This is a genomic window from Rubritepida flocculans DSM 14296, assembly GCF_000425365.1.
Classification (GTDB): Bacteria; Pseudomonadota; Alphaproteobacteria; order Acetobacterales; family Acetobacteraceae; genus Roseococcus; species Roseococcus flocculans.
In genome coordinates this window covers 49,459-73,095 of sequence record NZ_AUDH01000004.1, presented here as the reverse complement: position 1 = coordinate 73,095, position 23,637 = coordinate 49,459, and the positions used below count along the sequence as shown (strand labels likewise).

The 23,637-nt window shown below is 72.7% G+C and carries 28 protein-coding genes and 1 tRNA gene; 9 read left to right on the top strand and 20 right to left on the bottom strand.

The genetic code is table 11. From position 1 onward, the window contains the following. Positions 1–138 precede the first annotated feature (138 nt). The 6 genes from H596_RS0105830 to H596_RS20285 all read right to left on the bottom strand — a co-directional run bounded on the left by H596_RS0105830 (position 139) and on the right by H596_RS20285 (position 5,643). Positions 139–840: an ABC transporter ATP-binding protein gene (locus H596_RS0105830; RefSeq protein WP_027284094.1), complete on the bottom strand. Its 702-nt coding sequence runs from the start codon at positions 838–840 to the stop codon at positions 139–141. Beyond that, the gene (locus H596_RS0105825) at positions 840–1,598 is read right to left on the bottom strand and encodes an ABC transporter ATP-binding protein (RefSeq protein ID WP_027284093.1); all 759 of its coding nucleotides are present in this window, start codon (positions 1,596–1,598) and stop codon (positions 840–842) included. Before H596_RS0105825 ends, H596_RS0105830 begins: the two co-directional genes overlap by 1 nt. Then, the gene (locus tag H596_RS20290; RefSeq protein ID WP_051212453.1) at positions 1,591–2,514 is read right to left on the bottom strand and encodes a branched-chain amino acid ABC transporter permease; all 924 of its coding nucleotides are present in this window, start codon (positions 2,512–2,514) and stop codon (positions 1,591–1,593) included. Before H596_RS20290 ends, H596_RS0105825 begins: the two co-directional genes overlap by 8 nt. Then, entirely contained in the window at positions 2,511–3,431 is a 921-nt protein-coding gene (locus H596_RS0105815) for a branched-chain amino acid ABC transporter permease (protein WP_027284092.1), read from the bottom strand. The genes H596_RS20290 and H596_RS0105815 overlap by 4 nt, the downstream gene beginning before the upstream one ends. A gap of 154 nt (positions 3,432–3,585) precedes the next feature. After that, positions 3,586–4,785, bottom strand: a complete 1,200-nt coding sequence (locus H596_RS0105810; RefSeq protein WP_156910053.1) for an ABC transporter substrate-binding protein — start codon at positions 4,783–4,785, stop codon at positions 3,586–3,588. 51 nt (positions 4,786–4,836) lie between these two features. Then, complete coding sequence (locus H596_RS20285) at positions 4,837–5,643, bottom strand: alpha/beta hydrolase (protein ID WP_037300212.1); 807 nt, start codon at positions 5,641–5,643, stop codon at positions 4,837–4,839. A 37-nt stretch (positions 5,644–5,680) separates the two neighbouring features. On the opposite strand from H596_RS20285, the gene H596_RS0105800 reads away from it, so the two are divergent. Beyond that, positions 5,681–6,229: a nucleoside 2-deoxyribosyltransferase gene (locus H596_RS0105800; protein WP_027284090.1), complete on the top strand. Its 549-nt coding sequence runs from the start codon at positions 5,681–5,683 to the stop codon at positions 6,227–6,229. A 10-nt stretch (positions 6,230–6,239) separates the two neighbouring features. Here H596_RS0105800 and H596_RS0105795 read toward each other — a convergent pair whose 3' ends face one another. Further along, on the bottom strand, positions 6,240–7,028 hold the full coding sequence (locus tag H596_RS0105795) for an enoyl-CoA hydratase-related protein (RefSeq protein ID WP_027284089.1): 789 nt from the start codon (positions 7,026–7,028) through the stop codon (positions 6,240–6,242). Between the two features lie 98 nt (positions 7,029–7,126). Here H596_RS0105795 and H596_RS0105790 point away from each other — a divergent pair, with 98 nt between their 5' ends. From H596_RS0105790 to H596_RS0105780, 3 genes are all read left to right on the top strand, one after another. Then, on the top strand, positions 7,127–9,520 hold the full coding sequence (locus H596_RS0105790) for a 1-deoxy-D-xylulose-5-phosphate synthase N-terminal domain-containing protein (protein WP_051212451.1): 2,394 nt from the start codon (positions 7,127–7,129) through the stop codon (positions 9,518–9,520). 70 nt (positions 9,521–9,590) lie between these two features. Beyond that, positions 9,591–10,031 carry a cupin domain-containing protein gene (locus H596_RS0105785; RefSeq protein ID WP_027284087.1) on the top strand — a complete coding sequence of 147 codons (441 nt, stop codon included), beginning with the start codon at positions 9,591–9,593 and terminating at the stop codon, positions 10,029–10,031. Next, positions 10,028–11,203 (top strand): Bcr/CflA family multidrug efflux MFS transporter, encoded by a 1,176-nt coding sequence (locus H596_RS0105780; protein WP_027284086.1) that lies wholly within the window; start codon positions 10,028–10,030, stop codon positions 11,201–11,203. Before H596_RS0105785 ends, H596_RS0105780 begins: the two co-directional genes overlap by 4 nt. Here the strand turns inward: H596_RS0105780 and H596_RS0105775 are convergent. The 6 genes from H596_RS0105775 to H596_RS0105750 form a co-directional block, all read right to left on the bottom strand. Continuing rightward, positions 11,196–12,770, bottom strand: a complete 1,575-nt coding sequence (locus tag H596_RS0105775; protein WP_027284085.1) for a TRAP transporter large permease — start codon at positions 12,768–12,770, stop codon at positions 11,196–11,198. The two genes, H596_RS0105780 and H596_RS0105775, sit on opposite strands and share 8 nt — an antisense overlap. Further along, positions 12,767–13,312: a TRAP transporter small permease subunit gene (locus tag H596_RS0105770; RefSeq protein WP_027284084.1), complete on the bottom strand. Its 546-nt coding sequence runs from the start codon at positions 13,310–13,312 to the stop codon at positions 12,767–12,769. The genes H596_RS0105775 and H596_RS0105770 overlap by 4 nt, the downstream gene beginning before the upstream one ends. Positions 13,313–13,319: 7 nt before the next feature. Then, positions 13,320–14,405 (bottom strand): TRAP transporter substrate-binding protein, encoded by a 1,086-nt coding sequence (locus H596_RS0105765; protein ID WP_027284083.1) that lies wholly within the window; start codon positions 14,403–14,405, stop codon positions 13,320–13,322. A gap of 72 nt (positions 14,406–14,477) precedes the next feature. Beyond that, positions 14,478–15,287, bottom strand: a complete 810-nt coding sequence (locus H596_RS0105760; RefSeq protein WP_037300209.1) for a phytanoyl-CoA dioxygenase family protein — start codon at positions 15,285–15,287, stop codon at positions 14,478–14,480. 30 nt (positions 15,288–15,317) lie between these two features. Further along, positions 15,318–15,476, bottom strand: coding sequence for a hypothetical protein (locus H596_RS23760; RefSeq protein WP_156910052.1), 159 nt, complete (start codon positions 15,474–15,476; stop codon positions 15,318–15,320). Between the two features lie 14 nt (positions 15,477–15,490). Further along, entirely contained in the window at positions 15,491–15,676 is a 186-nt protein-coding gene (locus H596_RS0105750; RefSeq protein WP_156910051.1) for a hypothetical protein, read from the bottom strand. Positions 15,677–15,758: 82 nt separating this feature from the next. On the opposite strand from H596_RS0105750, the gene H596_RS0105745 reads away from it, so the two are divergent. From H596_RS0105745 to H596_RS0105735, 3 genes are all read left to right on the top strand, one after another. Then, the gene (locus tag H596_RS0105745; RefSeq protein ID WP_027284080.1) at positions 15,759–16,724 is read left to right on the top strand and encodes a Bug family tripartite tricarboxylate transporter substrate binding protein; all 966 of its coding nucleotides are present in this window, start codon (positions 15,759–15,761) and stop codon (positions 16,722–16,724) included. A 57-nt stretch (positions 16,725–16,781) separates the two neighbouring features. Beyond that, positions 16,782–16,856, top strand: a tRNA-Val gene (locus tag H596_RS0105740). 111 nt (positions 16,857–16,967) lie between these two features. Next, entirely contained in the window at positions 16,968–17,234 is a 267-nt protein-coding gene (locus H596_RS0105735; RefSeq protein WP_156910049.1) for a hypothetical protein, read from the top strand. A gap of 189 nt (positions 17,235–17,423) precedes the next feature. On the opposite strand, the gene H596_RS0105730 is transcribed toward H596_RS0105735, so the two are convergent. The 4 genes from H596_RS0105730 to H596_RS0105715 form a co-directional block, all read right to left on the bottom strand. Beyond that, the gene (locus H596_RS0105730) at positions 17,424–17,891 is read right to left on the bottom strand and encodes a DUF1178 family protein (RefSeq protein ID WP_027284078.1); all 468 of its coding nucleotides are present in this window, start codon (positions 17,889–17,891) and stop codon (positions 17,424–17,426) included. A gap of 137 nt (positions 17,892–18,028) precedes the next feature. Continuing rightward, positions 18,029–18,286 carry a glutaredoxin 3 gene (gene grxC, locus H596_RS0105725; protein ID WP_027284077.1) on the bottom strand — a complete coding sequence of 86 codons (258 nt, stop codon included), beginning with the start codon at positions 18,284–18,286 and terminating at the stop codon, positions 18,029–18,031. 55 nt (positions 18,287–18,341) lie between these two features. Further along, entirely contained in the window at positions 18,342–18,539 is a 198-nt protein-coding gene (locus H596_RS0105720; protein ID WP_027284076.1) for a hypothetical protein, read from the bottom strand. Between the two features lie 89 nt (positions 18,540–18,628). Beyond that, positions 18,629–18,832: a hypothetical protein gene (locus H596_RS0105715; RefSeq protein ID WP_027284075.1), complete on the bottom strand. Its 204-nt coding sequence runs from the start codon at positions 18,830–18,832 to the stop codon at positions 18,629–18,631. Positions 18,833–19,059: 227 nt separating this feature from the next. Here H596_RS0105715 and rpsD point away from each other — a divergent pair, with 227 nt between their 5' ends. After that, positions 19,060–19,701: a 30S ribosomal protein S4 gene (gene rpsD, locus H596_RS0105710; RefSeq protein WP_027284074.1), complete on the top strand. Its 642-nt coding sequence runs from the start codon at positions 19,060–19,062 to the stop codon at positions 19,699–19,701. Between the two features lie 133 nt (positions 19,702–19,834). After that, entirely contained in the window at positions 19,835–20,755 is a 921-nt protein-coding gene (locus H596_RS22775) for a DUF1796 family putative cysteine peptidase (RefSeq protein ID WP_051212447.1), read from the top strand. Positions 20,756–20,792: 37 nt separating this feature from the next. On the opposite strand, the gene grxD is transcribed toward H596_RS22775, so the two are convergent. From grxD to purL, 3 genes are read right to left on the bottom strand one after another with little or no spacing between them, the layout of a single operon-like run. Beyond that, positions 20,793–21,128: a Grx4 family monothiol glutaredoxin gene (gene grxD / locus H596_RS0105700; protein WP_027284073.1), complete on the bottom strand. Its 336-nt coding sequence runs from the start codon at positions 21,126–21,128 to the stop codon at positions 20,793–20,795. A gap of 20 nt (positions 21,129–21,148) precedes the next feature. Further along, a complete protein-coding gene (locus tag H596_RS0105695) occupies positions 21,149–21,388 on the bottom strand; it encodes a BolA family protein (RefSeq protein WP_027284072.1) in 240 nt (79 codons plus the stop codon). 6 nt (positions 21,389–21,394) lie between these two features. Continuing rightward, positions 21,395–23,605, bottom strand: coding sequence for a phosphoribosylformylglycinamidine synthase subunit PurL (gene purL, locus H596_RS0105690; RefSeq protein ID WP_027284071.1), 2,211 nt, complete (start codon positions 23,603–23,605; stop codon positions 21,395–21,397). Between the last annotated feature and the right edge of the window lie 32 nt (positions 23,606–23,637).

The following is a 23,637-nucleotide window of genomic DNA, read 5'->3' as shown; positions in this document are numbered from 1 at the left end:
CCGCCGGCCGCATCATACCAGCGGCCGCTGATTTCGACTTCTGAGAAGCCGCTGCGGCCGCTGGTATGACCTTGTTTTGGCGCGCAGCCGCCACGCCAACCCTGCGCGCGATACGGTCGGCATCTCATGCCGACCGTATCACACGTGCAGATACCGCTCCCGCACCTCGGGCGCCGCGGCCAGCGCCGCCGAATCCCCCGTCCAGACCGTGCGCCCGCGCTCGATCACCACATGCCGGTCCGCAAGGCGCATCACGGCCGCGAGGTTCTTGTCGATGAGCAGGATCGCCTGCCCCTCCGCCTTGAGGCGGCCCAGCACCTCCCAGATCTCGGCGCGGATCAGGGGGGCGAGCCCCTCCGTCGCCTCGTCCAGGATCAACAGGCGCGGATTGGTCATCAGCGCCCGGCCGATGGCGAGCATCTGCTGCTCGCCGCCCGAGAGGGTGCGCCCCAGGCTGCGCCGGCGCTCCGCAAGGCGCGGGAAGAGCGCATGGACCGAGGCGAGCGTCCAGCGCCCGGGCCGGGCGGTCGCGATCAGGTTCTCCTCCACGCTCAGGGTGGGGAAGACCTGCCGCCCCTCCGGCACCAGCCCGAGCCCCCGCCGCGCGATGGCGAAGGGCGGCGCGCCCAGCAGCGAGGCGCCCTCGAAGCGCAGCGCCCCGCCGGTGATCCGCCCGCCCTGGCTCGGCAGCAGCCCCATGATGGCGCGCACCGTGGTGGTCTTGCCCATGCCGTTGCGGCCGAGCAGCGTCACCACCTCGCCCGCCCCCACCGCGAGGCTCACGTCGAAGAGCGCCTGGGAGGCGCCATACTGCGCGGCGAGGCCCTCGACGAGGAGCATCAGCCCTCCCCCTCTTCCTCGCCCAGATAGGCCGCGCGCACCACGGGATCGGCGCGGATGCCGGCGGGGCTGCCGGTCGCGATCACCCGCCCCTGGGCGAGCACCGAGACGCGCTGCGCCAGGGCGAAGACGGCCCGCATGTCGTGCTCGACCAGCAGGATGCCGTAGCGCGCGCCGAGCCCGCGCAGGATGCGGATCAGCCGCTCGGCCTCCTCCGGCCCCGTGCCGGCCAGCGGCTCGTCCAGCAGCAGGGCGCGCGGGCGCATGGCCAGCGCGATGGCGAGTTCGAGCTGCCGCCGCTCGCCGTGGCTGAGGGCGGCGGCGGGCAGATGCGCGCGCGGCGCAAGCCCCACCTCCTCCAGCGCCGCCATGGCCGCCTCGTTCAATGCGGCCTCGCGGGCCGCGGGGCGGAAGAAGCGGAAGGAGGAGCCGCTGCGCGCCTGCACCGCCAGCGCCGCGTTCTCCAGCGCCGAGAAGGAGGGGATCACGCTCGTGATCTGGAAGCTGCGCGCGAGCCCGCGCCGCGCCCGCCGCGCCATGGACAGCCGCGTGACGTCCTCGCCGAGGAAGCGGATTTCTCCCGAATCCGGGGCGAGCGCCCCGCTGATCTGCTGGATCAGCGTCGTCTTGCCCGCGCCATTGGGGCCGATCAGCGCATGGATCTCGCCCGCCTCCAGGGTGAGGGAGACGTTCTCCGTCACGCGCAGCCCGCCGAAGCTCTTGTTCAGCCCGCGCAGCTCCAGCAGCGGTTCAGCCACGGCCGAGCAGCCCCGCGATCCCGCCGCGCAGGAACAGCACGCAGAGGATGAGCAGCGGCCCGAAGATGAGCCGCCAATGCTCGGTCAGCGTGGCGAGCCATTCCTCGACCAGCACGAAGGCGAGCGCGCCCAGCAGCGCCCCGTGCGGCCCCGCGAGCCCGCCCAGGATCACCATGAACAGCAGATCCCCGCTGCGCTGCCAGGCGAGATAGGCGGGCGCGACGAACTCGGTGGCGTTGGCGAGCAGCACGCCCGCAAGCCCGCCGATCGCCCCCGCGATGACATAGGCGGCGAGGCGATAGGGATAGGGCTCGAGGCCCAGCGCGCGCACCCGCGTCTCGTTCTCCCGCGCCGCGCGCAGCACCCGCCCGAAGCGGCTGGCGAGCAGCGCCCGCACCAGCGCCCAGGCGGCGACGAGGCAGAACAGGCAGGCGAAGTGGAAGGCGAGCCGGTCCTCGAGCAGCCGCGCGCCGAAGATCTCGGTGCGGCCGTAGAGGGTGTAGCCGTCATCCCCCCCGAAGAGCGCGAGCGAGGAGGCGGTGAAGAAGGCCATCTGCCCGAAGGCGAGGGTGATCATGATGAAGTGCACGCCCGAGGTGCGGATGGCGATGGCCCCCGTCGCCAGCGCGAAGAGCGCGGTCGCCCCCACCCCCGCGGGCAGCACCGCCCAGGCCTCGGTGATGCGCGCATGGTCCAGCACCACCACCGCATAGGCGCCCACCCCCATCATCGCCGCATGCCCGAGCGAGACGAGCCCCGCGCCCCCCACCAGCAGCATCAGCGAGATGGCGGCCATGGCGAAGATCATGGCGCGCGCGAGCAGGGTGAGGCTGTGGCTCTGCCCGAAGCCCAGGAAGGGCGCCAGCGCCAGCGCCGCGAAGACGCCCGCCGGCAGGGCCGCGTCGCGCCAGGTCACGTCCGCACCGGGAAGAGGCCGGCCGGGCGGAAGGCGAGGATCGCGGCCATCACGATGTAGATCAGCATGGAGGCGAGCGCCGCCCCCGTCTGCCGCGCTGCGGAGGGGTCGAGGAAAAGGCGCATCAGGTCCGGCATCATGCTCCGGCCGATGGTCTCGACCAGGCCCACGATCAGCGCCGCGAGGAAGGCGCCGCGGATGGAGCCGATGCCGCCGATCACGATCACCACGAAGGCGAGGATGAGCAGATTGTCCCCCATCCCTGGCTCCACCGAGAGGATGGGCGCGGCCATCGCCCCCGCGAAGCCCGCCAGCATGGCGCCGAAGCCGAACACCATCATGAACAGCCGCCGCACATCCACCCCGAGGGCGGAGAGCATGGGCGCGTTGGAGGCGCCCGCGCGCACCAGCATGCCGAGCTTCGTCCGCTCGACGAGGAACCACAGCAGCCCCGCGGTGACGAGGCCCGCCGCCAGGATGGCGAGGCGGTAGCTGGGATAGAGCAGCCCCTCCATGATCCGCACCCCGCCCGAGAGCGCCTCGGGCAGCGGCATCTGCATGGGCGCCGCGCCGAACACCGCCTTCACCCCCTGGTTCAGCACCAGGATCACGCCGAAGGTGGCGAGCACCTGGGAGAGGTGGTCGCGCTCGTAGAAGTGGCGGAAGACCAGAACCTCGAGCAGCAGCCCGAAGACCAGCGCCGCCGGCAGGGCGAGCAGCAGCCCGAACCAGAAGGAGCCGGTCAGCGCCGCGAGCGTCGCGCCCAGATAGGCGCCGATCATGTACTGCACGCCGTGGGCGAGGTTGATGAAGTCCATCACCCCGAACACCAGCGTCAGCCCCGCCGCGACGAGGAAGAGCAGGATGCCGAACTGCAGCCCGTTCAGCACCTGCACCAGCAACAGCGTGGCGGTCACGCGAGGCCCCTCCGCAAGGCGCCGGCCCGCGCCTTCCTCCGCGCCCCGGAAGGCCCCGCGGGCCTGGCCCGCGAAGGGGGCGCCGTCACACCAGCGACACGGATCATGAACGCGGCCCCCGGCAGGCTCCTGCGCAGCGAGACTTGGGCGCGGCCTACACCCGCCCCGGCATGCGGCACTCGCCCGCCCAGGGGTCCACATTCGCCTCCAGCACCCGGCGCACCGTCTGGGTCTGGAAGCGCCCATCGGGGCGGCGGACCACCTGGCAGAGCCAGAAATCCTGCACGGGATACTGGTTCGCGCCGAAGCGGAAGGCCCCGCGCACCGACCGGAAATCCGCCGCCGCGATGGCCTGGCGCAGCGCGTTCTTGTCGGCGAGGTTGCCGCCGACGCGCCGCACGGCGGAATCGAGCAGCATCGCCGTGTCGTAGCTCTGCGCCGCGTAGGTGGCGGGGACGTAGTTGAACTGCGCCTCCATGTCGCGCACGAAGCGGCGGTTCTGCTCGTTCTCCATGTTGGGCGCCCAGTTGGCGCCGCTGAAGAAGCCCAGCGCCGCCTCGCCCTGGGCGGGCAGCGTCGCCTCGTCCACCGTGAAGGTGGAGAGGAAGGGGATGTTCTGCAGCCCCGCCTGGCGGTACTGCCGCACCAGGTTCACGCCCAGCCCGCCCGGCATGAAGGTGAAGACCGCGTCCGGCCGCAGCGCGGCGATGCGCGCGAGCTCGGCCGAGAAGTCCACATGCGTCAGCGGCACATAGACCTCGTCCACCACCTGGCCCTGGAAGCGGGACTTGAAGCCCGCCATGGCGTCGCGCCCCGCCTGGTAGTTGGGCGTGAGCAGGAAGACGCGGCGATAGCCCGCATCCTGCGCCGCCTGGCCCATGACGCTGTGCACCTGGTCGTTGTTGTAGCTGGTGGCGAAGAAGAAGGGGTTGCAGCCGCGCCCGGCGAAGGTGGAGGGCCCCGCATTGGTGGAGATCAGGAAGGTGTTGGCCTCCGTCACCGGGCGCATGATCGCCTGCAGGATGTTGGAGAACACCACGCCCACCACGAAATCCACCCGGTCGCGCTCCAGCGCGGCGCGGACCTTGGTCACGGCCACATCGGGGCGCAGCTCGTCGTCGATCACGATGGTCTCGACCGGGCGGCCGCCGAGCCGGTTCTCGAGATGGCGCAGCCCGAGCGTCCAGCCGTCGCGGAGCTGGGTTCCCAGGGCCGCCTGCGGCCCGGTCAGCACCGCGACCAGCCCCACCTTGATCGGCGCGCCCTGCGCGCGCAGGGCCGGGGCGGCCAGCAGCGCCGCGCCGCCGGCCAGGATGCCGCGGCGCGCCAGCGCCGGCTTGGTCTCGATGCCCATCCGCTCTCTCCCCCTGCCCTGATTCGGCGCGCCGCGCCGCCGTGGAATGTGTCAGACGGGCGATAACCCGCCCCGCGCGGCCCGCGCAAGCGCCGCCGCCCGCAGCGTGAGCGGGTGGCGCGGTTCCGAGAGCGGGCCGAGCACGGTGAAGTGGTTCAGCCCCTCCAGCACCTCGCAGCGCCCGCCCCAGAGCGCGGCGAACTCGCGGCTCTGGCGAAGGAACTCGGCGCTCTCCTCGCCGCCCACCGCCGCCACCAGCGGCCGGCCCGGCGCAGGCAGCAAGGCGGGCGAGAGGGCGCGCGCCGTCTCGGCATCCAGCCCGAGCGCGGCGTTGATGGAGGTGGGCAGCAGCGGCTCCAGCCAGAACAGGCCGGAGACGGGCAGCGCCGCCGCCGCCACCTCCTCCGGAAGCCGCGCGAGCAGCCAAGCCGCCAGATGCCCCCCCGCCGAATGGCCGGCCACCAGCATGGGCACGCCCATGCGCGCGTGCAGGGCGCGCGCCGCCGCCTCGGCCTGTTCGCAGATGCGCGCGAGCGGCACCTCGGGGCAGAGGTCATAGGAGGGCAGCGCCACCGCCACCCCGAGCGCCAGCAGCCCCGCCGCGACATGGCTCACCGCCCTGCGGTCCAGCGCCTGCCAGTAGCCGCCATGGAAGAACAGCGCGACCGGCGGCCGCTCCACCCCGCGCGGGAGGAAGAGGTCCATCGCCTCGCGTGGGCCGGGGCCGTAGGCGAGGGTCTCTGGCGGCACGGCGGCGCGGAACATTTCCGCCGCGCGCATCCATCGCGCGAGGATGGCGGGGTGCTCGGGCACCCGGGCGCGATTGTTGTATTCCGCTTCGGCGTCCATGCCGATCATGTTAGGCGCTTCCTCGGCGAGGGGGCAGGATGGGCGCATGCGAATCTACCTGGCCGGGCCGGAGGTCTTCCTCCCCGATGCGGCGGCGATCGGCGCCGCGAAGAAGGCGATCTGCGCCCGCCACGGCCTGACGGGCGTCTTCCCGCTCGACCCGCCCGCCCCCATGCCCTCCGGCCCGCCCGAGTGGCGGCGCATCTTCGCCGCCAACAAGCTCCATCTCGCCGGCTGCGAGGCGCTGGTGGCCAACCTCACCCCCTTCCGCGGCGCGGGCGCGGATCCGGGCACGGTCTATGAGCTCGGCTACATGCGGGGCCTGGGGCGGCCCGTGCACGGCTACACCCATGACCCGCGCCCGCACCGCGCCCGCGTGCCCGAGGCGCGCTTCGACGGAGAAGTCTGGCGCGACGCCGATGGGCTGGAGGTCGAGGAGTTCGGCCTGGCAGAGAACCTGATGATCGAGGGCGCCATCGCCGCCTCCGGGGGCGTGCTGCTGCGCCCCGAGGCGCCGCTTCCCTGGAACGACCTCACGCTCTTCGAGGCCTGCATCCGCGCCATCGCGGCGGGCGGGCGGCAGGCGGCGGAATAGCCGCCCGGGGTCAGGGCGCCCAGCGGGGCCGCCGCTTTTCGCGGAAGGCCGCCAACCCCTCGCGCCCTTCGGCCGAGGCGCGCTGCATCCAGCTCTCGCGCGCCAGTTCCTCCATCTCCCGCGCGGTCAGGGTCAGTCCGTTCGCGCCGAGCAGGCTCGCCTTCGTCACGGCCACGGCGGCGGGCGAGGAGAGCAGCGTCTCGTCCAGGATCTCCGCAAGCCGCGCCTCGAGGGCCTCGGGCGGGTGCACCTCGTGCACGAGGCCGATGCGCCGCGCCTCCTCCGCGCCGAAGCGCTCGCCGGTGATGGCGTAGCGCCGCGCCTGGCGCAGCCCCATGGCGTGGACCATGTGCGTGGAGATGGGCGAGGGCGCGACACCCACCCGCACCTCGGTGATGCCGAAGCTCGCGCCCGTGCTGGCCAGCGCCACATCCACGCAGCAGGCGATGCCCACCCCGCCGCCGAAGCAGGCGCCATGGATCACGGCCAGCGTCGGGCGCGGGAACTCGTTGAGCGCGGCCATGGCCCGGGTGGTGAGCAGCGAGGCGGCGTGCGCCTCAGCCGGCGGGGCCGCGGAGGCCGCGCTCAGCCAGCCGATGTCGGCCCCGGCCTGGAAATGCCGCCCCGCGCCGCGGATCACGAGGGCGCGCACCGTCGCATCCCGCGCCAGGGTCGCGAGCCCCTCGATCAGCGCCTCCAGCATCGCGCCGTTGTAGGCGTTGCCGAGCGCGGGGCGGTTCAGCGTGGCGGTGACGACGCCGCGCGCATCGCGCGCGACCAGCAGGGGCGGCTCTTCCATGGGCGGGAGCTTCCGCCGCCCCGGGCCCCGCGTCCAGCCCGCTTGGAGGGCGCGCGCGCCCGCCCTACCCTGCCCGCAGGGGCTGGAGGAGCCGAGCCATGACCATCCAGGGCATACCGCCGCGCGCCGCACCGCCGGAGGAGGCGCGCCGCCTCTCCCTGCTGCACGCGATCGAGCGCAAGCTGCTCTGGCTCTCGGCGTGGATGATCCACCACGCGAACCACATCCGCCCGAACCGCGACGGGCTGAAGGTGGGCGGGCACCAGGCCTCCTGCGCCTCGGTCATCTCCATCATGACCGCCCTCTATTTCGACATCCTGAAGCCCGCCGACCGCGTGGCGGTGAAGCCCCATGCGGGGCCCGTCTTCCACGCGATCAACCTGCTGCTGGGCCGGCAGAAGGCCGAGCGCCTGGCCACGCTGCGCGCCTTCGGCGGCATCCAGCCCTATCCCTCCCGCGTGAAGGACGGGGCGGAGGTGGATTTCTCCACGGGCAGCGTGGGCCTCGGCGTCGCGCTCACCTCCTTCGGCGCGCTGGTGCAGGACTATGTGCGCCTCAAGGGCCTCGCACCGAAGGATCTGCCCGCCGGCCGGCACGTCGCCATCGTGGGCGACGCCGAGCTCGACGAGGGCAACATCTACGAGGCGCTGCTCGAGGGCTGGAAGCACGACATCCGCAACGTCTGGTGGGTGGTGGACTACAACCGCCAGAGCCTCGATTCCGTGGTGCAGGACCGCCTCTTCGGCCGCATCGAGGGGCTGTTCCGCGACATGGGCTGGAACGTCGTCACCCTCAAATACGGCCGCCGCCTGCAGGCCGCCTTCGCCCGGCCGGGCGGCGAATCCCTGCGCCGCTGGATCGACGACTGCCCGAACTCCCTCTACGCCGCCCTCACCTTCCAGGGCGGCGCGGCCTGGCGCGCGGCGCTGCTCGCCGATCTCGGCCGCGAGGAAGGGGTGCGCGCCATCATCGACCCGCTCTCCGACGAGGAGCTCGCGGCGCTGATGACCAATCTCGGCGGCCACGACATCGAGACGCTGATGGAGGCCTTCCGCGCCCAGGACGCGGCGGGCGACCAGCCCACCTGCTTCATCGCCTACACCATCAAGGGCATGGGGCTGCCCTTCGCCGGCCACAAGGACAACCACGCCGGGCTGATGACGAAGGAGCAGATGGAGGGCTTCCGCGCGGCCATGAACATCCGCCCGGGCCATGAGTGGGACGCCTTCGAGGGCCTCGACATCCCGCCCGAGGAGATGGCCGGTTTCCTCGCCTCCGTGCCCTTCGCCACGCCGCTCACGCCCGCGGGGCGCAGCCTGAAGGCGCCCGCCATCCATGTGCCCGCCCGCCTGCCCGTGCCGCGCGTGCCGGCGGGGCGCAAGCTCTCCACCCAGGCCGCCTTCGGCGAGATCCTCGCCGGGATCGGCCGCGGCGACGGCGAGTTCCGCGAACTCGCCGCGCGCATCGTCACCACCAGCCCCGACGTGACGGTGAGCACCAATCTCGGCCCCTGGGTGAACCGGCGCGGCATCTTCGACCGGCACCTGAAGAACGACGTGTTCCGCGACGCCAAGCTCGCCTCCGCCCAGCGCTGGGGCATGAGCCCCGAGGGCCAGCACATCGAGCTCGGCATCGCCGAGCAGAACCTGTTCCTGGTGCTGGCCGCGCTCGGCCTGTCGGACCGGCTCTACGGCGCGCGGCTGCTGCCCGTCGGCACGGTCTATGATCCCTTCGTGAACCGCGGCCTCGATGCGCTGATCTATGGCTGCTACATGGATGCGCGCTTCCTGCTGGTCAGCACGCCCTCGGGCTTGACCCTCGCGCCCGAGGGCGGGCAGCACCAGAGCGTGAACACGCCCCTGATCGGCATGGCGCAGGACCGTCTCGCGAGCTACGAGCCCGCCTTCGCCGACGAGCTCGCGGTGCTGATGCGCCACGCCTTCGCCCACATGCAGGCCGAGGACGGCTCGAGCGTCTGGCTGCGCCTCTCCACCCGCGCCCTCGCCCAGCCCGAGCGCGCGCTGGACGAGGCGGCGGTGATCGCGGGCGGCTACTGGATGGTCCCGCCCGGCGAGGGCGCGCCCATCGCCATCGCCTACCAGGGGCCCGTGGCGCCCGAGGCCATGGCCGCCTTCGAGGCGCTGCGCGCGGAGGAACCGCGCGCGGGGCTGCTCGCCGTCACCTCGCCCGACCGGCTGCACCAGGGCTGGCTCGCGGCGCGGCGCGCGGCCCGGCGGGGGCCGGGTGCCCATCCCTCGCACATCGAGCGGCTGCTCGCGCCGCTGGCGCCCGGCGCGGGCCTCGTCACCGTGCTCGACGGGCACCCCGCCGCGCTCGACTGGATGGGCGCGGTGCGCGGGCAGCGCGTGGCCGCCCTCGGCGTGGACCGCTTCGGCCAGGCGGGCGACATCCCCTCGCTCTACGCCGAATACGGGCTCGATGAGAGCGCGATCCTCGACGCCTGCGCGGAGCTTCTGCTCGGGGCCGCGTGACGCGCTTGCCATCCGCGCGGGGCGCGCGCAGCCTCGCCCCTGCGGATCGCGCAGCAAGGGAACAGAGCGCATGAACGAGACGGCCGGCATCACCCCCGCGGGCGAGGGCCTGGGCGGCATCGTCTGGAACATCCTGGGCCAGACCTACAAGCCGCGCCAGCATTCGGCGACGAGCTTCGCCTTCGACACGCTCTTCCCGCCCGGCGCCTTCGTGCCCCCGCACATCCATCCCACGCAGGACGAGTACATCCACATCTTCGAGGGCGCCTTCGAGCTGATGCTCGACGGCCAGACGCTCCACGCGAAGGCGGGCGACCTGATCCGCATGCCCATGGGGCTGCCGCACGGGATCTTCAACAAGTCCGGCGCGCCGGTGCGCGCGCTGTTCTGGGTGGCGCCCTCGCGCAAGCTCTACGAGCTGTTCAGCCGCATCCACAACGTCACCGACCCCGAGACGGTGGTGAGGATCTCGACCGAGTGCGAGGTGGACTTCCTGCCGCCGCCGGCGTGAACCGCGCGCGGCTGGCCGCCGTCCTCGGCCTGCTCGCGGCCTTCGGGCCGCTCTCCATCGACATGTACCTCCCCGCCCTGCCCGCCATCGGCGAGGCGCTGGGCGGGGGCATGGAGGGCGCGCAGGCCACGCTCGCGGCCTTCTTCCTGGGCATGGCGGCGGGCCAGCTCCTGCACGGGCCGCTCGCGGACCGCTACGGGCGGCGGCGGCCGCTCTTCGCCGCGCTGATCCTCTATACCGCGGCCTCGGCGCTCTGCGCGCTCGCCACCGCCATCGAGGCGCTTGTGGCGCTCAGGCTGCTGCAGGCGCTGGGCGCCTGCGCGGGCATGGTGATCGCGCGCGCCGTGGTGCGCGACCTCGCCGACCGCTTCGACCCGGTGCGGATGATGGCGCGGCTGATGCTGGTGATGGGGGCCGCGCCCATCCTCGCGCCGCTGCTGGGCGGCTGGGTGGCCTGGGCGCTGGGCTGGCGCGGCGTGTTCTGGTTCCTCGCCCTCACCGGGCTCGCGGCCATGCTGGCCTGCTGGCGCGGCCTGCCCGAGACGCTGCCGCCCGAGCGGCGCCGCCGCGCGCCGGCCGCACAGGTGCTCGGCGCCTATGCCGGGCTGCTGCGCGACCGCCGCTTCCTCGGCACGGCGCTGGCGAGCGGCTTCGCGCTGGCGGGGATGTTCGCCTACATCGCGGGCTCGCCCTTCGTGTTCATCCGGCTGCACGGCATCCCGCCCGAGCAGTATGGCTGGTATTTCGGCGCGGCGGCGGCGGGGGTGATCGGCTGCGGGCAGCTCTCGGGGCCGCTTGCGGAGCGCATCGGGCGGCCGCGGCTCTTCGGCCTCGCGCTGCTCGCGCTCGCGCTCGCCGGGGGCGCCGTGGCGCTGGCGGGGGCGCTGGCGGCGGGGTTCTGGGCGCTCTACCTGCCCATCCTGGCCTATACGGCCGCGCTCGGCCTCGTGCTGCCCATCGGCACGGTGCTCGCCATCCAGCCGCATGGGCAGATGGCGGGCACGGCCTCGGCGCTGCTGGGCACGCTGCAGTTCGGGCTGGGCGCGCTGCTGGGGGCGGCGCTCTCGGCGCTGCACGACGGCACCGCCCTGCCCATGGCGGCGCTGATCGGCGCGGCGGGGCTGCTCGCCCTCGCCGCCTGGGCCGGCCTCGCGCGCGGGGGCTCTACTTGAAGATCACCTCGGGCAGCCAGGTGGCGAGGCCGGGGAAGAGCACCACGAGCAGCAGGCCGAGAAGCTGCAGGATCACGAAGGGCGTGACGCCGCGATAGACCTGCCGCGCCGTCACCCCCTTGGGCAGCACGCCCTGCAGGTAGAACAGCGTGGGCCCGAGCGGCGGCGTGAGGAAGCTCGTCTGCAGGTTCAGCGCCAGCAGCACGCCGAACCAGATCGGGTCTATGCCCATCTGCAGCAGCACCGGCCCCACGATGGGCACGACGATGATGACGATCTCCACGAAATCCAGCGGGAAGCCGAGGATGAAGACGATCAGCATCACGACGAACAGCGCGCCGTACTTGCCGCCGGGGATCATCTCGAGGAAGGCGCGGATCATGTCGTCCCCGCCCAGGCCGCGGAAGACGAGGCTGAACAGCGTCGCGCCGATCAGCGTGGCGAAGATCATCGCCGTCACGCTCATGGTGGAGTGCGACACGCCGCCCAGCACCCCGCCCCCGAAGGCCCGGCGCAGCGAGACCGCGATGCCGTAGGCCAGCATCAGCGCGAGCGGCAGCGCCGCCCACATGGCGAGGAGGTCCGGCAGCGGGGGCGCCTCGCGCCCGATGCGCATGTCGAAGAGGGAGCCGAGCGCCACGAGCCCGAGCGCCGAGAGCGCCGCGCCATGGATGGGCCAGGCGGGCCCGCCGCCGAGCCTGAGCCCCGCGAGCAGCGTGGCCCCCACCGCGCCCACCGCCGCCGCTTCCGTCGGCGTGGCGATGCCGCCCAGGATGGAGCCCAGCACGCAGACGATCAGCGCGATGGGCGGCAGCAGCGCCCGCGCCAGCGCCGAGGCGGGCAGGCGCTCGGCCTCCTCACGCCGCATGGCCGGCCCGATCTCGGGTTTCCACCAGCACAGCGCCACCTGGTAGAGAATGTAGAGCCCCGCGAGCATCAGCCCCGGGATCATCGCCCCCGCGAAGAGCTGCCCGACCGAGATCGTCTCGACCGAGAACTTCCCCTGCGCGAGCTGCGCCTGCTGGTAGGCCGCGGCCAGCACCTCGCCCAGAATGACCATGACGGTGGAGGGCGGGATGATCTGCCCGAGCGTGCCGGCCGCGCAGATCGTCCCGCAGGAGAACTCGGGCTGGTAGCGGTTCCTCATCATCGCGGGCAGCGCGATGAGGCCCATGGTCACCACCGTGGCGCCCACAATGCCCGTGGAGGCCGCGAGCAGCGCCCCCACCAGCGTGACCGAGACGGCAAGCCCCCCGCGCAGCGGCCCGAAGAGCCGGCCCATCGCCTCCAGCAGCTCGGGCGCGATCTTCGACTTCTCGAGCATCATGCCCATGAAGATGAAGAGAGGGATGGCGATGAGCACCTCGCTCGTCATCGTGCCGAAGACGCGCTGCGCCAGCGCCCCCAGCAGGAAGGCGTCGAAGGCGCCGAAGAGGATGCCGAGCCCGGCGAAGACCACCGCCGTGCCGGTCAGGATGAACACCACGGGGATGCCGGTCATGATGAGCGTGCACAGCGCGATCATCATGAAGAGGTCGAGCCACTGCCCGATGGCGGAGGGACTCATGCGGAGAGGGTCTGCTTCTGCGGGAAGAGGGTCTCGGCCCGGCCGGTGATCACGGCCACGGCGCGGATGGCGATGGAGAGCGCCTGCAGGGCGAGCAGGCTCGCCATCACCAGGATCAGCGCCTTGAGATAGGGCTGCAGCGGCAGCCCGCCGCGCGCCATCGGCCCCTCGCCCAGCCGGAAGCTGCGCTCCACATAGCCCCAGGAGGCCCACCAGAGCAGCCAGCAGAAGGGCAGCACCGTCACGACGATGCCGATGAGGTCGCACCACGCCTTCGTCCGCTCGCTCCAGCGGCCGTAGAAGAAGTCCACCCGCACATGGGCGTCGATCAGGTAGGCGTAGCCGATCGCGAGCATGAAGAGCGCGGCGTGCACGTACACCACGCTCTCCTGCATCCAGACGAAGGAGGAGCCCCAGACATAGCGCAGCACCACCACCAGGAACTGCACCAGCACGAGCAGCACGGCGAGCCAGCGCGCGCCGAGCCCGATGGCCCGCGAGAAGAGGTCGAGCCCGTCGGCGAGCCGCAGCGCCGCGCGCAAGCGCCCCTCAGCCCCAGCGGATGGGCAGGGCGCGGGCGTTGAAGTTCGCCCCGTAGCTCTGCGCCATGTAGCCGGCCGAGCGGTTGCGGAAGGCGGCGTAGCTGTCGGCGATGCGCTTCACCAGCGGGTCCTGGTGGTTGCGCAGCTCCTCGAGCATCTGCCCCGCCGTGTTGCCGAAGGCGATCAGCAGGTCGCGCGGGGCCTCGCGCACCACCACCTGGTGGCGGGTGACGAGCTCCTGCAGCGCGATGGGGTGGCGCACGTCGTATTCCGTGGTCGTCTCCTCGGCGAGCGACATGCAGGCGAAGCGCACGACGTTCTTGAGATCCTCCGGCAGGGCGTTCCAGCGCGCCATGTTGATGCCGATCTCCTCGGCCGAGGAGGGCTCCTGCACGCCGGGGAAGTAGTAGTTCTTCGCCACCTGATGCAGGCCGAGCGGCGCGTCCGAGAAGGGGCCGAGGAACTCGGCCGCGTCGATGGTGCCCGACTGCAGCGCGGCGAAGATCTCGCCCGCGGGCAGGTTCACGACCGAGGCGCCGGCGCGGCGGAACATCTCGGCACCCAGGCCCGTGGTGCGGAAGCGCAGCCCGCGGAAATCCTCGATGGAGCGGATTTCGCGGCGGAACCAGCCGAGCCATTGCGGCCCGCTGTCGCCGGTGATGAAGGGCTTGATGCCGAAGCGGCCGTAGATCTCGTCATAGAGCGCCTGGCCGCCGGCGTGCATCATCCAGCCCTGGCGCTCCTGCGCCGTCAGGCCGAAGGGGAAGCTGCCGAAGAAGCCGATGCCGGGGGACTTGGAAATCCAGAAGGCGGGCACGCCGTGGTAGAGATCGGCCGTGCCGGCGGCCACCGCGTCGAAGGCGCCGGGGGCGGGCACCACCTCGCCGGCGGCGAAGAGGCGCACCGTCAGCCGCCCGCCCGAGAGCGCGCCGATTCGGTCCGCGCAGCGCTGCGCGGCCACGCCGGGGCCGGGCAGGTTGCGCGGCCAGAGCGTGACCATGCGCCACTCGATCCGCCCCTGGCTCAGCGCGGGCGTGGCGAGGCTGGCGACGCCGCCGATGGCGGCGGCCTGGGCGAGGTGGCGGCGCTTCATGGGCTCTCTCTCCGTGGTCGGTTCTGCTGCGTTGCAGGAAGGTGGCAGGAACGGGAGGTTCCTGCCAAGCCTTCAGGCGCGGAACACCACGGGAAAATCCGGCGCGTCGAAGGGCGCGCCGTCGGCCAGCGTCAGGTGGCGCAGCGGCGGCGAGCCGCGGCCCTTGCGGTCCACGAAAACGGCGTCCGCCCCCACCCAGCGCGCCGAGAACACGCGCCGGCGCGTGGCGGAGCGGTTGGCGGGCGCGCCATGGACGGTGCGGAAGTCGAAGGCCACCGCATCGCCCGGCTCCATCGCCCAGCCGAGGATGGTGTAGCGCGCGCGCTCGGCCTCGATGTCGGGCATCTGCGGGCTGTCGTCGCCCTCGTAGAGATCGGTGCCGTCGAAGCGCTGGGGCTTGTGGTTCACCCCCCAGCGGTGCGAGCCCGCGACGCATTCGAGCGTGGTCTCGCGCCCGACCGGGTCGAGCGGAATCCAGAAGCTGACGGACTGCTCGCCGCCCACGCAGTAATAGGGGCTGTCCTGGTGCCAGGGCGTGACCATCGAGGTGCCCGGCTCCTTCACCAGGATGTGGTCGTGGAAGAAGCGCGCGATCGGGCTTTTCATCAGGGCGGCGGCGATGGCCGCGCCGGGCCCCTCCAGCACGAAGCCGCGCAGTTCGGGGATGCGCTGCCAGTTGCACAGATCCTGGAAGAAGCGGGCCGAGCCGTCCTTGGGCGTGTAGCTGCGCTCATAGGGGCTCGGATTCTCCATCACCTGGGCGATGCCGGCGCGCAGCGGCTCCACCCAGTCGCGGAAGGCGCCGCGCAGCAGGATGGCGCCGTCGCGCTGGAAGGCCTCGACCTGCTCGGCCGTCACGGGGGCGGAGAGGGACGCGGACATCGGGCGCTCCTTCGGCGGGGAGCGGAAAGGCTAGTCCCGGCCGGGCGCGGCGGGAAGCGGGCGCGGCCCCTCGGGCAGCCGGCGCATGGCGGGGCAGGAGCAGACGAGCGCGCCATCGGCCAGTCGGTTCGCCATGCTGGGCTCGCCGCAATGGGGGCAGTCGCGCAGCCCCTCGCGCGCGGCGCTCATGGAGGGGGGTGCGTTCACTGGGGGGCCGCGCGGTCGGGCAGCGGGGCCATGGCGCGGAGGGCGGCGGCGAGCGCCCCCTGCCCCGCGCGCTCGGCCAGCAGCGCGGCCTCGGCCCGGGCGGCCTCGAAGCCGAGGCGGTAGCCTTCATAGGTCGCGCGGTCGAGCAGGCGGGCGAGGGCGGCGGGCGGGGTTCGGACCATGCGCGGCAGATGCGCCCGCACGCGGCGCTTGCAAGCCGGCGCGCTTCCCCGCCAGCCTGCGGTGAAACACCGGAGGAACGCCATGCGTCGCCGCATCCTGGTCGCGGGGCTGCTCGCCGCCCCCGCCCTCGCCCGCGCCCAGCAGGCCGCGGAGCGCGGCTTCCCCGAACGGCCCGTGCGCCTCGTCGTGCCCTATTCCGCGGGCGGGGTGGCGGACACTGTGGCGCGCATCCTCCAGCCCAAGGTGGCGGAGCATCTGGGCCAGCCGCTGATCGTGGAGAACCGCACCGGCGCCTCCGGGGCCATCGGCGCGGGCTTCGTGGCCCAGGCCGCGCCCGACGGGCACACGCTGCTGCTGGAGGGCGCGACCTCCATCACCGGCCCCCTTGCCCATCGCGGCCTGCCCTTCGACTACGCGGCCATGCCCCATGTCGCGCAGATCACCGCGGCGCCCTATGTGCTCGGCGTGCGCGCCGGCTTTCCGGCCGAGGACCTGCGCGGCTTCCTCGCCGAGGCGCGCCGCCGCCCGGGCGAGGTGACCTTCGGCACGCCCGGGGTGGGGCATGTGGGCCATCTGATGGGCGAGCTGCTGCAATCCCTGGCCGGGGTGCGGCTCGAGCATGTGCCCTTCCGCGGCGGGGCGGACGCCGCGCGCGAGGTGCAGGCCGGGCGCGTGGATTCCTGCTTCATCAGCGAGAGCAGCTTCACCCCCGTGCTGCGCAGCGAGCGCGGCAAGGCGTTCGGCGTGACGGGGGCGGAGCGCCGCCCGAACCTGCCCGGCGTGCCCGCCATCGGCGAAATCCTGCCCGGTTACGAGCTCTCGACCTGGATGATGATCTTCTCCCCGCCGGGCACGCCGCTCGCGCTGCGCCGCCGCCTCGCCGCCGCCTTCGCCGCCGCGGTCACCGACCCCGAGCTCGCCCGGCGCATCGAGGCGAGCGGAAACGACCCCGTCAGCCGCGGCCCGGAGGAGGCCGAGGCGCTGTGGCGGCGCGAGCGCGAGAAGCTGACGGCGCTGATGCGCCGCGCGGGGCTGGCGCAGGGCTGAGGGCCGGGGCGAGGAGGGTTGCGGCGGGCCCCGCGCCACGCTAACAGCGCGGCAGACGGGCACGTAGCTCAGCGGGAGAGCACCACCTTGACACGGTGGGGGTCACAGGTTCAATCCCTGTCGTGCCCACCACCCGCGTGGGCGGGCGCCGTCCTTCGCCGCGTTCTTCTCGCGCTGCTTCCCCTCCTCGCATGGCCGTCGAACGCGCGCGCCGAAGCCCAGGTCTATTGCGCCGGCCGGGTGGTGGTGGAGCGCTTCGTGGTGCTGGGCACGCCGGGCGCGCAGGGTCGTTCGCACTACAGCGCCCATCTGCGCAACACGCGCGGCACGCCGCAGAACCTGATCGTGATGATGGCGGGCGATGCGCTGGGCCGGCCCATGGGTCAGCGCGTGACGCTGCCCGGCCATGGGCGGATGGTGCTGCCGCTCGGCTACCATCCGCGCCAGCCCGGCCGGCCGCCGCTGACACCGCAGCGCCTCGCGGAAGCGACGCGGATTTCCTGCCCCTGATCCGGCCGGCCGCATGGCCGGGCCTCGCGCGCATGCCGGGTTGCCACCCCCCGACGCGGCGCGCCGCGTTGCGGCCCGGTGGGGTGGCGGCGTGCCGAAGCAAGGGCATGCCAGCCGGTGCGCCGCTTGCTCACGAGTCGAAGCAAGCGGCCGCTGGTATGAACGCGGGCCGTGGTCGCGCGGGACGGATCACCCGTCGCTGCGCGGCACCCAGGGCAGGCGGGCGACCTCGATGCCCTCCTCGCGCAGCGCCTCGGCCTCCTCCTCGGAGGCCTCGCCATAGATGCCGCGCGCCTCGGCCTCGCCGTAATGGATGCGCCGGGCCTCCTCGGCGAAATCGGCGCCCACATAGTCGCAGGACCGCTCGATCTCCGCGCGCATGCGCTGGAGAAGGGCGAGAACCTGGGCGGGCAACGGGCCGGCGGCCGCGCGGGCGGTCGGGGTGGCCGCGGCGGCCGGCGGGGGCGCCTCGGGCCGGCCCTTCGCGCCCCGCACCTTGGCGATGGCGGGCGTCATCAGCGCCTTGGCCACGCGCGTGTCGCCGCAGACGGGGCACTCGACGAGGCCCGCCGCCGCCATGCGGTCATAGGCGGCGCCGTCCTTGAACCAACTCTCGAATTCGTGGCCGTTGTCGCAACGCAGCGAGAAGCGGATCATCCCGGTCAACCTGGGCCGGCAGCCCCTGCGGCCCCGGCGCTGTCATCTGCAGGAGATATAGTCTGGCACTCGCCCCTTGCGAGTGCCAAGCCCCGCGCGACGCCTGCCTGACGCGTCCGGCGGTTTCGCCGGGCGGATCAGCCGGCGAGCAGGGCGTCGAGTTTTCCGGCCCGCTCCAGCGCCAGAAGATCGTCCGAGCCGCCGATCGCCCGCCCGTCGATGAAGATCTGCGGCACGGTGCTGCGCCCGCCCGAGCGGGCGATGGCCTCGCGCCGCGCGGCGCTGCCATGCGGCGCGTCGTGCTCGACATAGGCCACGCCCTTGCGGTCCAGCAGCGCCTTGGCGCGCTCGCAATAGGGGCAGAAGACGGTGGTGTAGATCTCGACCCGGGCCATGGACGCATAGGAGGGAGGCCCCGCAGCCCCCGTCAAGGCCCTGCCCGGCCGCGGATCAGAATTGCAGCAGGATCAACGCGACCACGCCGAACAGCACGAGCCCGGCGCCGAACGCCACCAGGAAACGCCCCCATTCCGCCGACGGGGCCAGGATGGGCGCGCTGAAGGCGCGCGGCGTCCAGGTTTCGACCGGCGGCGGGCGGCGGTCGGGGTGCGGGCCCTGGGGGGAACGGGCCGAACCGTCGAAGGGCATGGGGGGCGCCTCTCTCCGTGGCGTGCCTCAGTCTGCACGGAGAAGGCTTGAGAAAAGATGAACGTGCGGGGGCGCAACCGCCCGCCGGCTCAGCCCAGCCTGCGCGCCAGCCGCCGCGCCAGCAGATAGCCGATGCCGCCCGCCACCGGGGCCGAGGGCAGCACCATCAGCCAGCCGATATGCGCGCCCTGCACCACGAGCCCCATGCCGATGCCGAACAGCATGCCCCCCACCAGGCAGCCGATCACCCCGGCCGTGAGGCCCAGAACCAGAATCTCCGCGCGCGTCACCATGGCCGGGGAGTAGGCGGCGCGGCCCCGGTTTGACAAGGGCCGCGCCCCGCCCTATCCCCCGCCCATTCCTGGGAACGAGGACGCGCCGGCCCGCACGGGCCCTGGCGCGCGCCCGCCCCGGCCGCAGGGCCCGGGGCCTACCGGGACAACCCATGCGGTTGCCGGCCCCGCGCCGCGCCGCGAAGAGAGAAGGCCGGCCCCGCGAAGGGGGTCGGGATGCGCCGCGCATGACCAAGCGCCTTGCCAGCAAGTACAAGATCAACCGCCGCCTCGGCGAGAACCTCTGGGGCCGCGCCAAGTCCCCGGTCGCCAAGCCCCGCAAGGGCGAGCAGGGCGCGCGCACCTATGGCCCCGGCCAGCACGGCCAGCGCCGCAAGCAGAAGCCCACGGACTTCGGCGTTCAGCTCATGGCGAAGCAGAAGCTGAAGGGCTATTATGGGAACATCGGCGAGAAGCAGTTCCGCAAGTACTACGAGGAGGCGGTGCGCCGGAAGGGCGACACTTCCGAGAACCTGATCGAGCTGCTCGAGCGCCGGCTGGACACCATCGTCTATCGCATGAAGTTCGCGGTGACGCCCTTCGCCGCCCGGCAGTTCGTGAACCACGGCCATGTGCTGGTGAACGGCAAGCGCGTGAACATCCCCTCCTACCTCGTGCGCGACAATGACGAGATCGAGGTGAAGGAGAAGTCCAAGCAGCTCACCATGGTGCTGGACGCCGCGCAGGAGGCCGGGCGCGACGTGCCCGAATACCTGGAGGTGGACCATCGCGCCATGAAGGGCCGCTTCCTGCGCGCCCCCAAGTTCAGCGACGTGCCCTATCCGGTGCAGATGGAGCCCAACCTGGTGGTGGAGTTCTACTCGCGCTGACCCGGGGGCGATCCCGCCCCGCACGAGAAGGCCGCGAAACCTCGGGTTTCGCGGCCTTTTTTCACGCCCTCCCGCCGCACCCCGCCGCGCCGTCCACGTTGACGCGCCGCGGCGAAGCGGCGAGAAGGACGCCATGCCCGCGCCCGATCCCCTCCCCTTGCAGGAGGCCCTCGAAGCCATCGTCCGCGGCGCCCACACCTCGATCCTGGACCGCGAGGTGGACCCCACCTGGCTCACCGCCTTCGTGAACGAGCTGCGCACGCGGCTGCGCAAGAAGAACCTGCCCGAGGTGACGGGCGATTTCATGAAGATCATCCTCGGCAGCGAGGAGGCGCGCAACCGCCTGGGCATCGCCGGGGCCGCGGGCGCGCCGCTGCAGCCGGTGATGGCCCCGGCGCTCAACGCCCGGCCCGCCGCCCTCTCGGTGATCGGGCTGGGCTGCCTGCCGGTGGCGGCGGGGGCGCTGCGGCGCGGCGGGCTGCGGCGCTGGGCCGCCCCCTTCGACTGGATGACCATTCCGGCCGAGGCGGTGCGCGACTGCCTGGTGGACGATTTCGCCCTGCTCATGGCCCCGCACGAGCATGAGGAGATCCCGCCCGAGCAGCGCCCGCCCGGCGCGGCGGGCCATCTCTGCCGCCACCTGCGCTTCTCGCAGCTCTACGGCCCGACGATCTTCCACCGCCACGACCCGCTGACGCCCGAGGGCTACGCCGCGCTGGAGCGCGCCGTGCTGCGCCTGCGCGAGGCGCTGCGCGCCCTGCACGGCAAACTCCTCCTCCAGGTGGTCGAGGAGGAGGACAACACCGCCGAGGTCTTCGCCGAGACCGCCGAGTTCCTGGAACGCAGCGCCCGGGGGGCCACGCTGGTCACGGTGGCGCTGGTCGAGGGCAGGCCGGAGGGGCCTTTCCCCGAGATGGAGCTGGCCCAAGCCATCGGCAGCCACCGTCTGCTGCGCTGCCGGCCGCTCACGCCCATCCAGGGCATCGAGTTCCGCGACATCCTGGACGATGTGGTTCTGCTGCGCGGCGCGCTCGCCGCGCCGCAACTGCGGTAGAAGGAAGGCCCGGCGCGAGGGCCGGGCGCGGCCCTTGTCAGGCCTGCTCCTTCATCGGGATGCCCTTCTCCTTCAGCATCCCCTGCAGCTCGCCCGACTGGAACATCTCCATCACGATGTCGCAGCCGCCCACGAACTCGCCCTGGACGTAGAGCTGCGGGATGGTCGGCCAGTTGGTGTAGGCCTTGATCCCCTCGCGGATTTCCATGTCCTCCAGCACGTTCACGCCTTTGAAGGGCACGCCGAGGTGGCTGAGGATCTGCACGACCCGGGCCGAGAAGCCGCATTGGGGGAAGACCGGCGTCCCCTTCATGTAGAGCACCACCGGGTTGTTCTTGATGTCGGCCTCGATGCGCTCGACGACGTCGCTCATGCGTTCGCTTCCTGTGCGGGTTAGGGTTGGCCGGGCGCGCTGGTCTGCAGCGCGAGGGCGTGCAGGGCCCCGCCCATCCGCCCCTGCAGGGCGGCATAGACGAGCTGGTGCTGCTTGACGCGGGAGAGGCCGCGGAAGGCCTCGCTCACCACCTTGGCGGCATAGTGGTCCCCGTCGCCGGCCAGGTCCTCGATGGTGACCTCGGCATCGGGCAGGGCGGATTTGATGAGCGCCTCGATCTCGGCCGGCTGCATCGGCATGCGTGGTCAGACCCCCTCCATCAGGCGCGGCAGCGTGGATTCGTGCGCCTCGCGCAGTTCGGCCACCGATATGGCCCCCTCCCCGTCCAACACCAAGTCCCCGCCGCCGGAACGGCCGAGCCGCATGGCCGGCACATGGGCGGCGCGGGCGGCGGCGAGCAGCGGCTCGACCTCCGTCACCGCCAGCACATAGCGGCCCTGGTCCTCGCCGAACCAGAAGCCGTGGTCGGAGACGACGGTCAGATGCGCCCCCACGCCGGAGGCCATGCACATCTCGGCCACCGCCACCAGCAGCCCGCCATCGCTCACGTCGTGGCAGGCGCGCACGCGCCCGGCGAGGATCTGGCCGCGCACGAAATCCCCGTGGCGGCGCTCGGCCGCGAGGTCCACGCGCGGCGGCGGCCCCTCCTCGCGCCCGGCGATCTCCCGCAGCCAGAGCGACTGGCCGAGATGCCCGTCCGTGCCGCCGATGAGCAGGAGCTCGCAGCCCGCGGGCAGGGCGAGGCCCACGGCCTGGGCCAGATCCTCGAGCACGCCCACGCCGCCGATGGCCGGTGTGGGCAGGATCGCGCGCCCCTCGGTCTCGTTGTAGAGCGAGACATTGCCGCTGATCACCGGGAAGTCGAGCGCGGTGCAGGCCGCGGCCATGCCGCGCACCGCGGCGGCGAACTGGCCCATGATCTCGGGCTTCTCGGGGTTGCCGAAGTTCATGTTGTCGGTGATGGCGCGCGGGGTGGCGCCGACGGCGGTGAGGTTGCGCCACGCCTCGGCCACCGCCTGCTTCGCGCCCTCCTCCGGGTCGGCCGCCACGTAGCGCGGCGTGCAGTCGGTGGTCATGGCCAGCGCCAGGCGATGCCCCTCCACGCGCACCACGGCGGCGTCCGCCTCGCCGGGGCGCTTGCTCGTCTGCCCGCCCACCTGGGCGTCGTACTGGTCCCAGATCCAGCGGCGCGAGCAGAGATCGGGGCAGGCGACGAGGCGCTTGAGCGCCGGCAGCAGCCCCACCGGGTCCGCCACCTCGCCGAGCGGGGCGCGCTTGGGCGTCTCCGCCGTGGGGCGATGGTAGAGGGGGGCGGCACTCTCCAGCGGCGCGAGCGGGATGTCCGCCTCGCAGACGCCGTGGTGGAAGATCTGGATGCGCCCCGTCTCGGTCAGCTCGCCGATCACGGCGAAGTCGAGCTCCCATTTGCGGAAGATGGCCTCCGCCACCGCCTCGCGCCCGGGCTTGAGCACCATGAGCATGCGCTCCTGGCTTTCGCTCAGCATCATCTCGTAGGCGGACATGCCGGGCTCGCGGCTTGGCACCTTCTCCATGTCGAGGCGGATGCCCATGCCGCCCTTGCCCGCCATCTCGACGCTGGAGCTGGTCAGCCCCGCCGCGCCCATGTCCTGGATGGCGACGATGGCGTCCGTCTCCATCAGTTCGAGGCAGGCCTCGATCAGCAGCTTCTCGGCGAAGGGGTCGCCGATCTGCACGGTGGGGCGCTTCTCCTCGGAATCCGCGCCGAACTCGGCCGAGGACATGGTGGCGCCATGGATGCCGTCGCGCCCCGTCTTGGAGCCGACATAGACCACCGGATTGCCCGCGCCGGTGGCCTTCGCGGTGAAGATGCGGTCGGCGCGCAGGATGCCCACCGTCATGGCGTTGACCAGCGGGTTGCCGTTGTAGGCGGGGTGGAAGTTCACCTCCCCGCCCACCGTGGGCACGCCCACGCAGTTGCCGTAGCCGCCGATGCCGCGCACCACGCCATCCAGGATGCGGCGCGTGCGCGGCAGGGCGGGGTCGCCGAAGCGCAGCGCGTTGAGGTTGGCGATGGGGCGCGCGCCCATGGTGAACACATCGCGCAGGATGCCGCCCACCCCCGTCGCCGCGCCGTTGTAGGGCTCGATGAAGGAGGGGTGGTTGTGGCTCTCCATCTTGAAGACCGCCGCCAGCCCCTCGCCGATCTCGATCACGCCCGCATTCTCGCCCGGGCCCACCAGCACCCAGGGGGCCTTGGTGGGGAGCTGGCGCAGCCACACCCGGCTCGACTTGTAGGAGCAGTGCTCGCTCCACATCACCGAGAAGATGCCGAGCTCCGTGAGGCTCGGCGCGCGGCCCAGGATCTCCAGGGCGCGGGCGTATTCCTCAGGCTTCAGGCCGAACTCGGCGGCGAGCTGGGCGGCGCGGGCGGGCTCGAGGGGGGTGACGGCGGGGGGCGGAGTCTCGGAGGCCATGCGCGCCTTGTCGGGCGGCGCGCGGGGCTTGT

Coding starts and splice junctions, on each gene's coding strand:
- grxD (WP_027284073.1), bottom strand. CDS start 21,128: ATGAGCGACGTCGTCGAGCGCATCGAGGCCGACATCAAGAACAACCCG.
- H596_RS0105800 (WP_027284090.1), top strand. CDS start 5,681: ATGCGAATCTACCTGGCCGGGCCGGAGGTCTTCCTCCCCGATGCGGCG.
- H596_RS0105715 (WP_027284075.1), bottom strand. CDS start 18,832: ATGGTGACGCGCGCGGAGATTCTGGTTCTGGGCCTCACGGCCGGGGTG.
- H596_RS22775 (WP_051212447.1), top strand. CDS start 19,835: ATGCCCGCGCCCGATCCCCTCCCCTTGCAGGAGGCCCTCGAAGCCATC.
- H596_RS0105790 (WP_051212451.1), top strand. CDS start 7,127: ATGACCATCCAGGGCATACCGCCGCGCGCCGCACCGCCGGAGGAGGCG.
- H596_RS0105830 (WP_027284094.1), bottom strand. CDS start 840: ATGCTCCTCGTCGAGGGCCTCGCCGCGCAGTATGGCGCCTCCCAGGCG.
- H596_RS0105730 (WP_027284078.1), bottom strand. CDS start 17,891: ATGATCCGCTTCTCGCTGCGTTGCGACAACGGCCACGAATTCGAGAGT.
- H596_RS0105745 (WP_027284080.1), top strand. CDS start 15,759: ATGCGTCGCCGCATCCTGGTCGCGGGGCTGCTCGCCGCCCCCGCCCTC.
- H596_RS20285 (WP_037300212.1), bottom strand. CDS start 5,643: ATGATCGGCATGGACGCCGAAGCGGAATACAACAATCGCGCCCGGGTG.
- H596_RS0105720 (WP_027284076.1), bottom strand. CDS start 18,539: ATGCCCTTCGACGGTTCGGCCCGTTCCCCCCAGGGCCCGCACCCCGAC.
- H596_RS0105750 (WP_156910051.1), bottom strand. CDS start 15,676: ATGGTCCGAACCCCGCCCGCCGCCCTCGCCCGCCTGCTCGACCGCGCG.
- purL (WP_027284071.1), bottom strand. CDS start 23,605: ATGGCCTCCGAGACTCCGCCCCCCGCCGTCACCCCCCTCGAGCCCGCC.
- H596_RS23760 (WP_156910052.1), bottom strand. CDS start 15,476: ATGAGCGCCGCGCGCGAGGGGCTGCGCGACTGCCCCCATTGCGGCGAG.
- H596_RS0105810 (WP_156910053.1), bottom strand. CDS start 4,785: ATGGGCATCGAGACCAAGCCGGCGCTGGCGCGCCGCGGCATCCTGGCC.
- grxC (WP_027284077.1), bottom strand. CDS start 18,286: ATGGCCCGGGTCGAGATCTACACCACCGTCTTCTGCCCCTATTGCGAG.
- H596_RS0105795 (WP_027284089.1), bottom strand. CDS start 7,028: ATGGAAGAGCCGCCCCTGCTGGTCGCGCGCGATGCGCGCGGCGTCGTC.
- H596_RS0105760 (WP_037300209.1), bottom strand. CDS start 15,287: ATGTCCGCGTCCCTCTCCGCCCCCGTGACGGCCGAGCAGGTCGAGGCC.
- rpsD (WP_027284074.1), top strand. CDS start 19,060: ATGACCAAGCGCCTTGCCAGCAAGTACAAGATCAACCGCCGCCTCGGC.
- H596_RS0105695 (WP_027284072.1), bottom strand. CDS start 21,388: ATGCCGATGCAGCCGGCCGAGATCGAGGCGCTCATCAAATCCGCCCTG.
- H596_RS0105785 (WP_027284087.1), top strand. CDS start 9,591: ATGAACGAGACGGCCGGCATCACCCCCGCGGGCGAGGGCCTGGGCGGC.
- H596_RS0105765 (WP_027284083.1), bottom strand. CDS start 14,405: ATGAAGCGCCGCCACCTCGCCCAGGCCGCCGCCATCGGCGGCGTCGCC.
- H596_RS0105775 (WP_027284085.1), bottom strand. CDS start 12,770: ATGAGTCCCTCCGCCATCGGGCAGTGGCTCGACCTCTTCATGATGATC.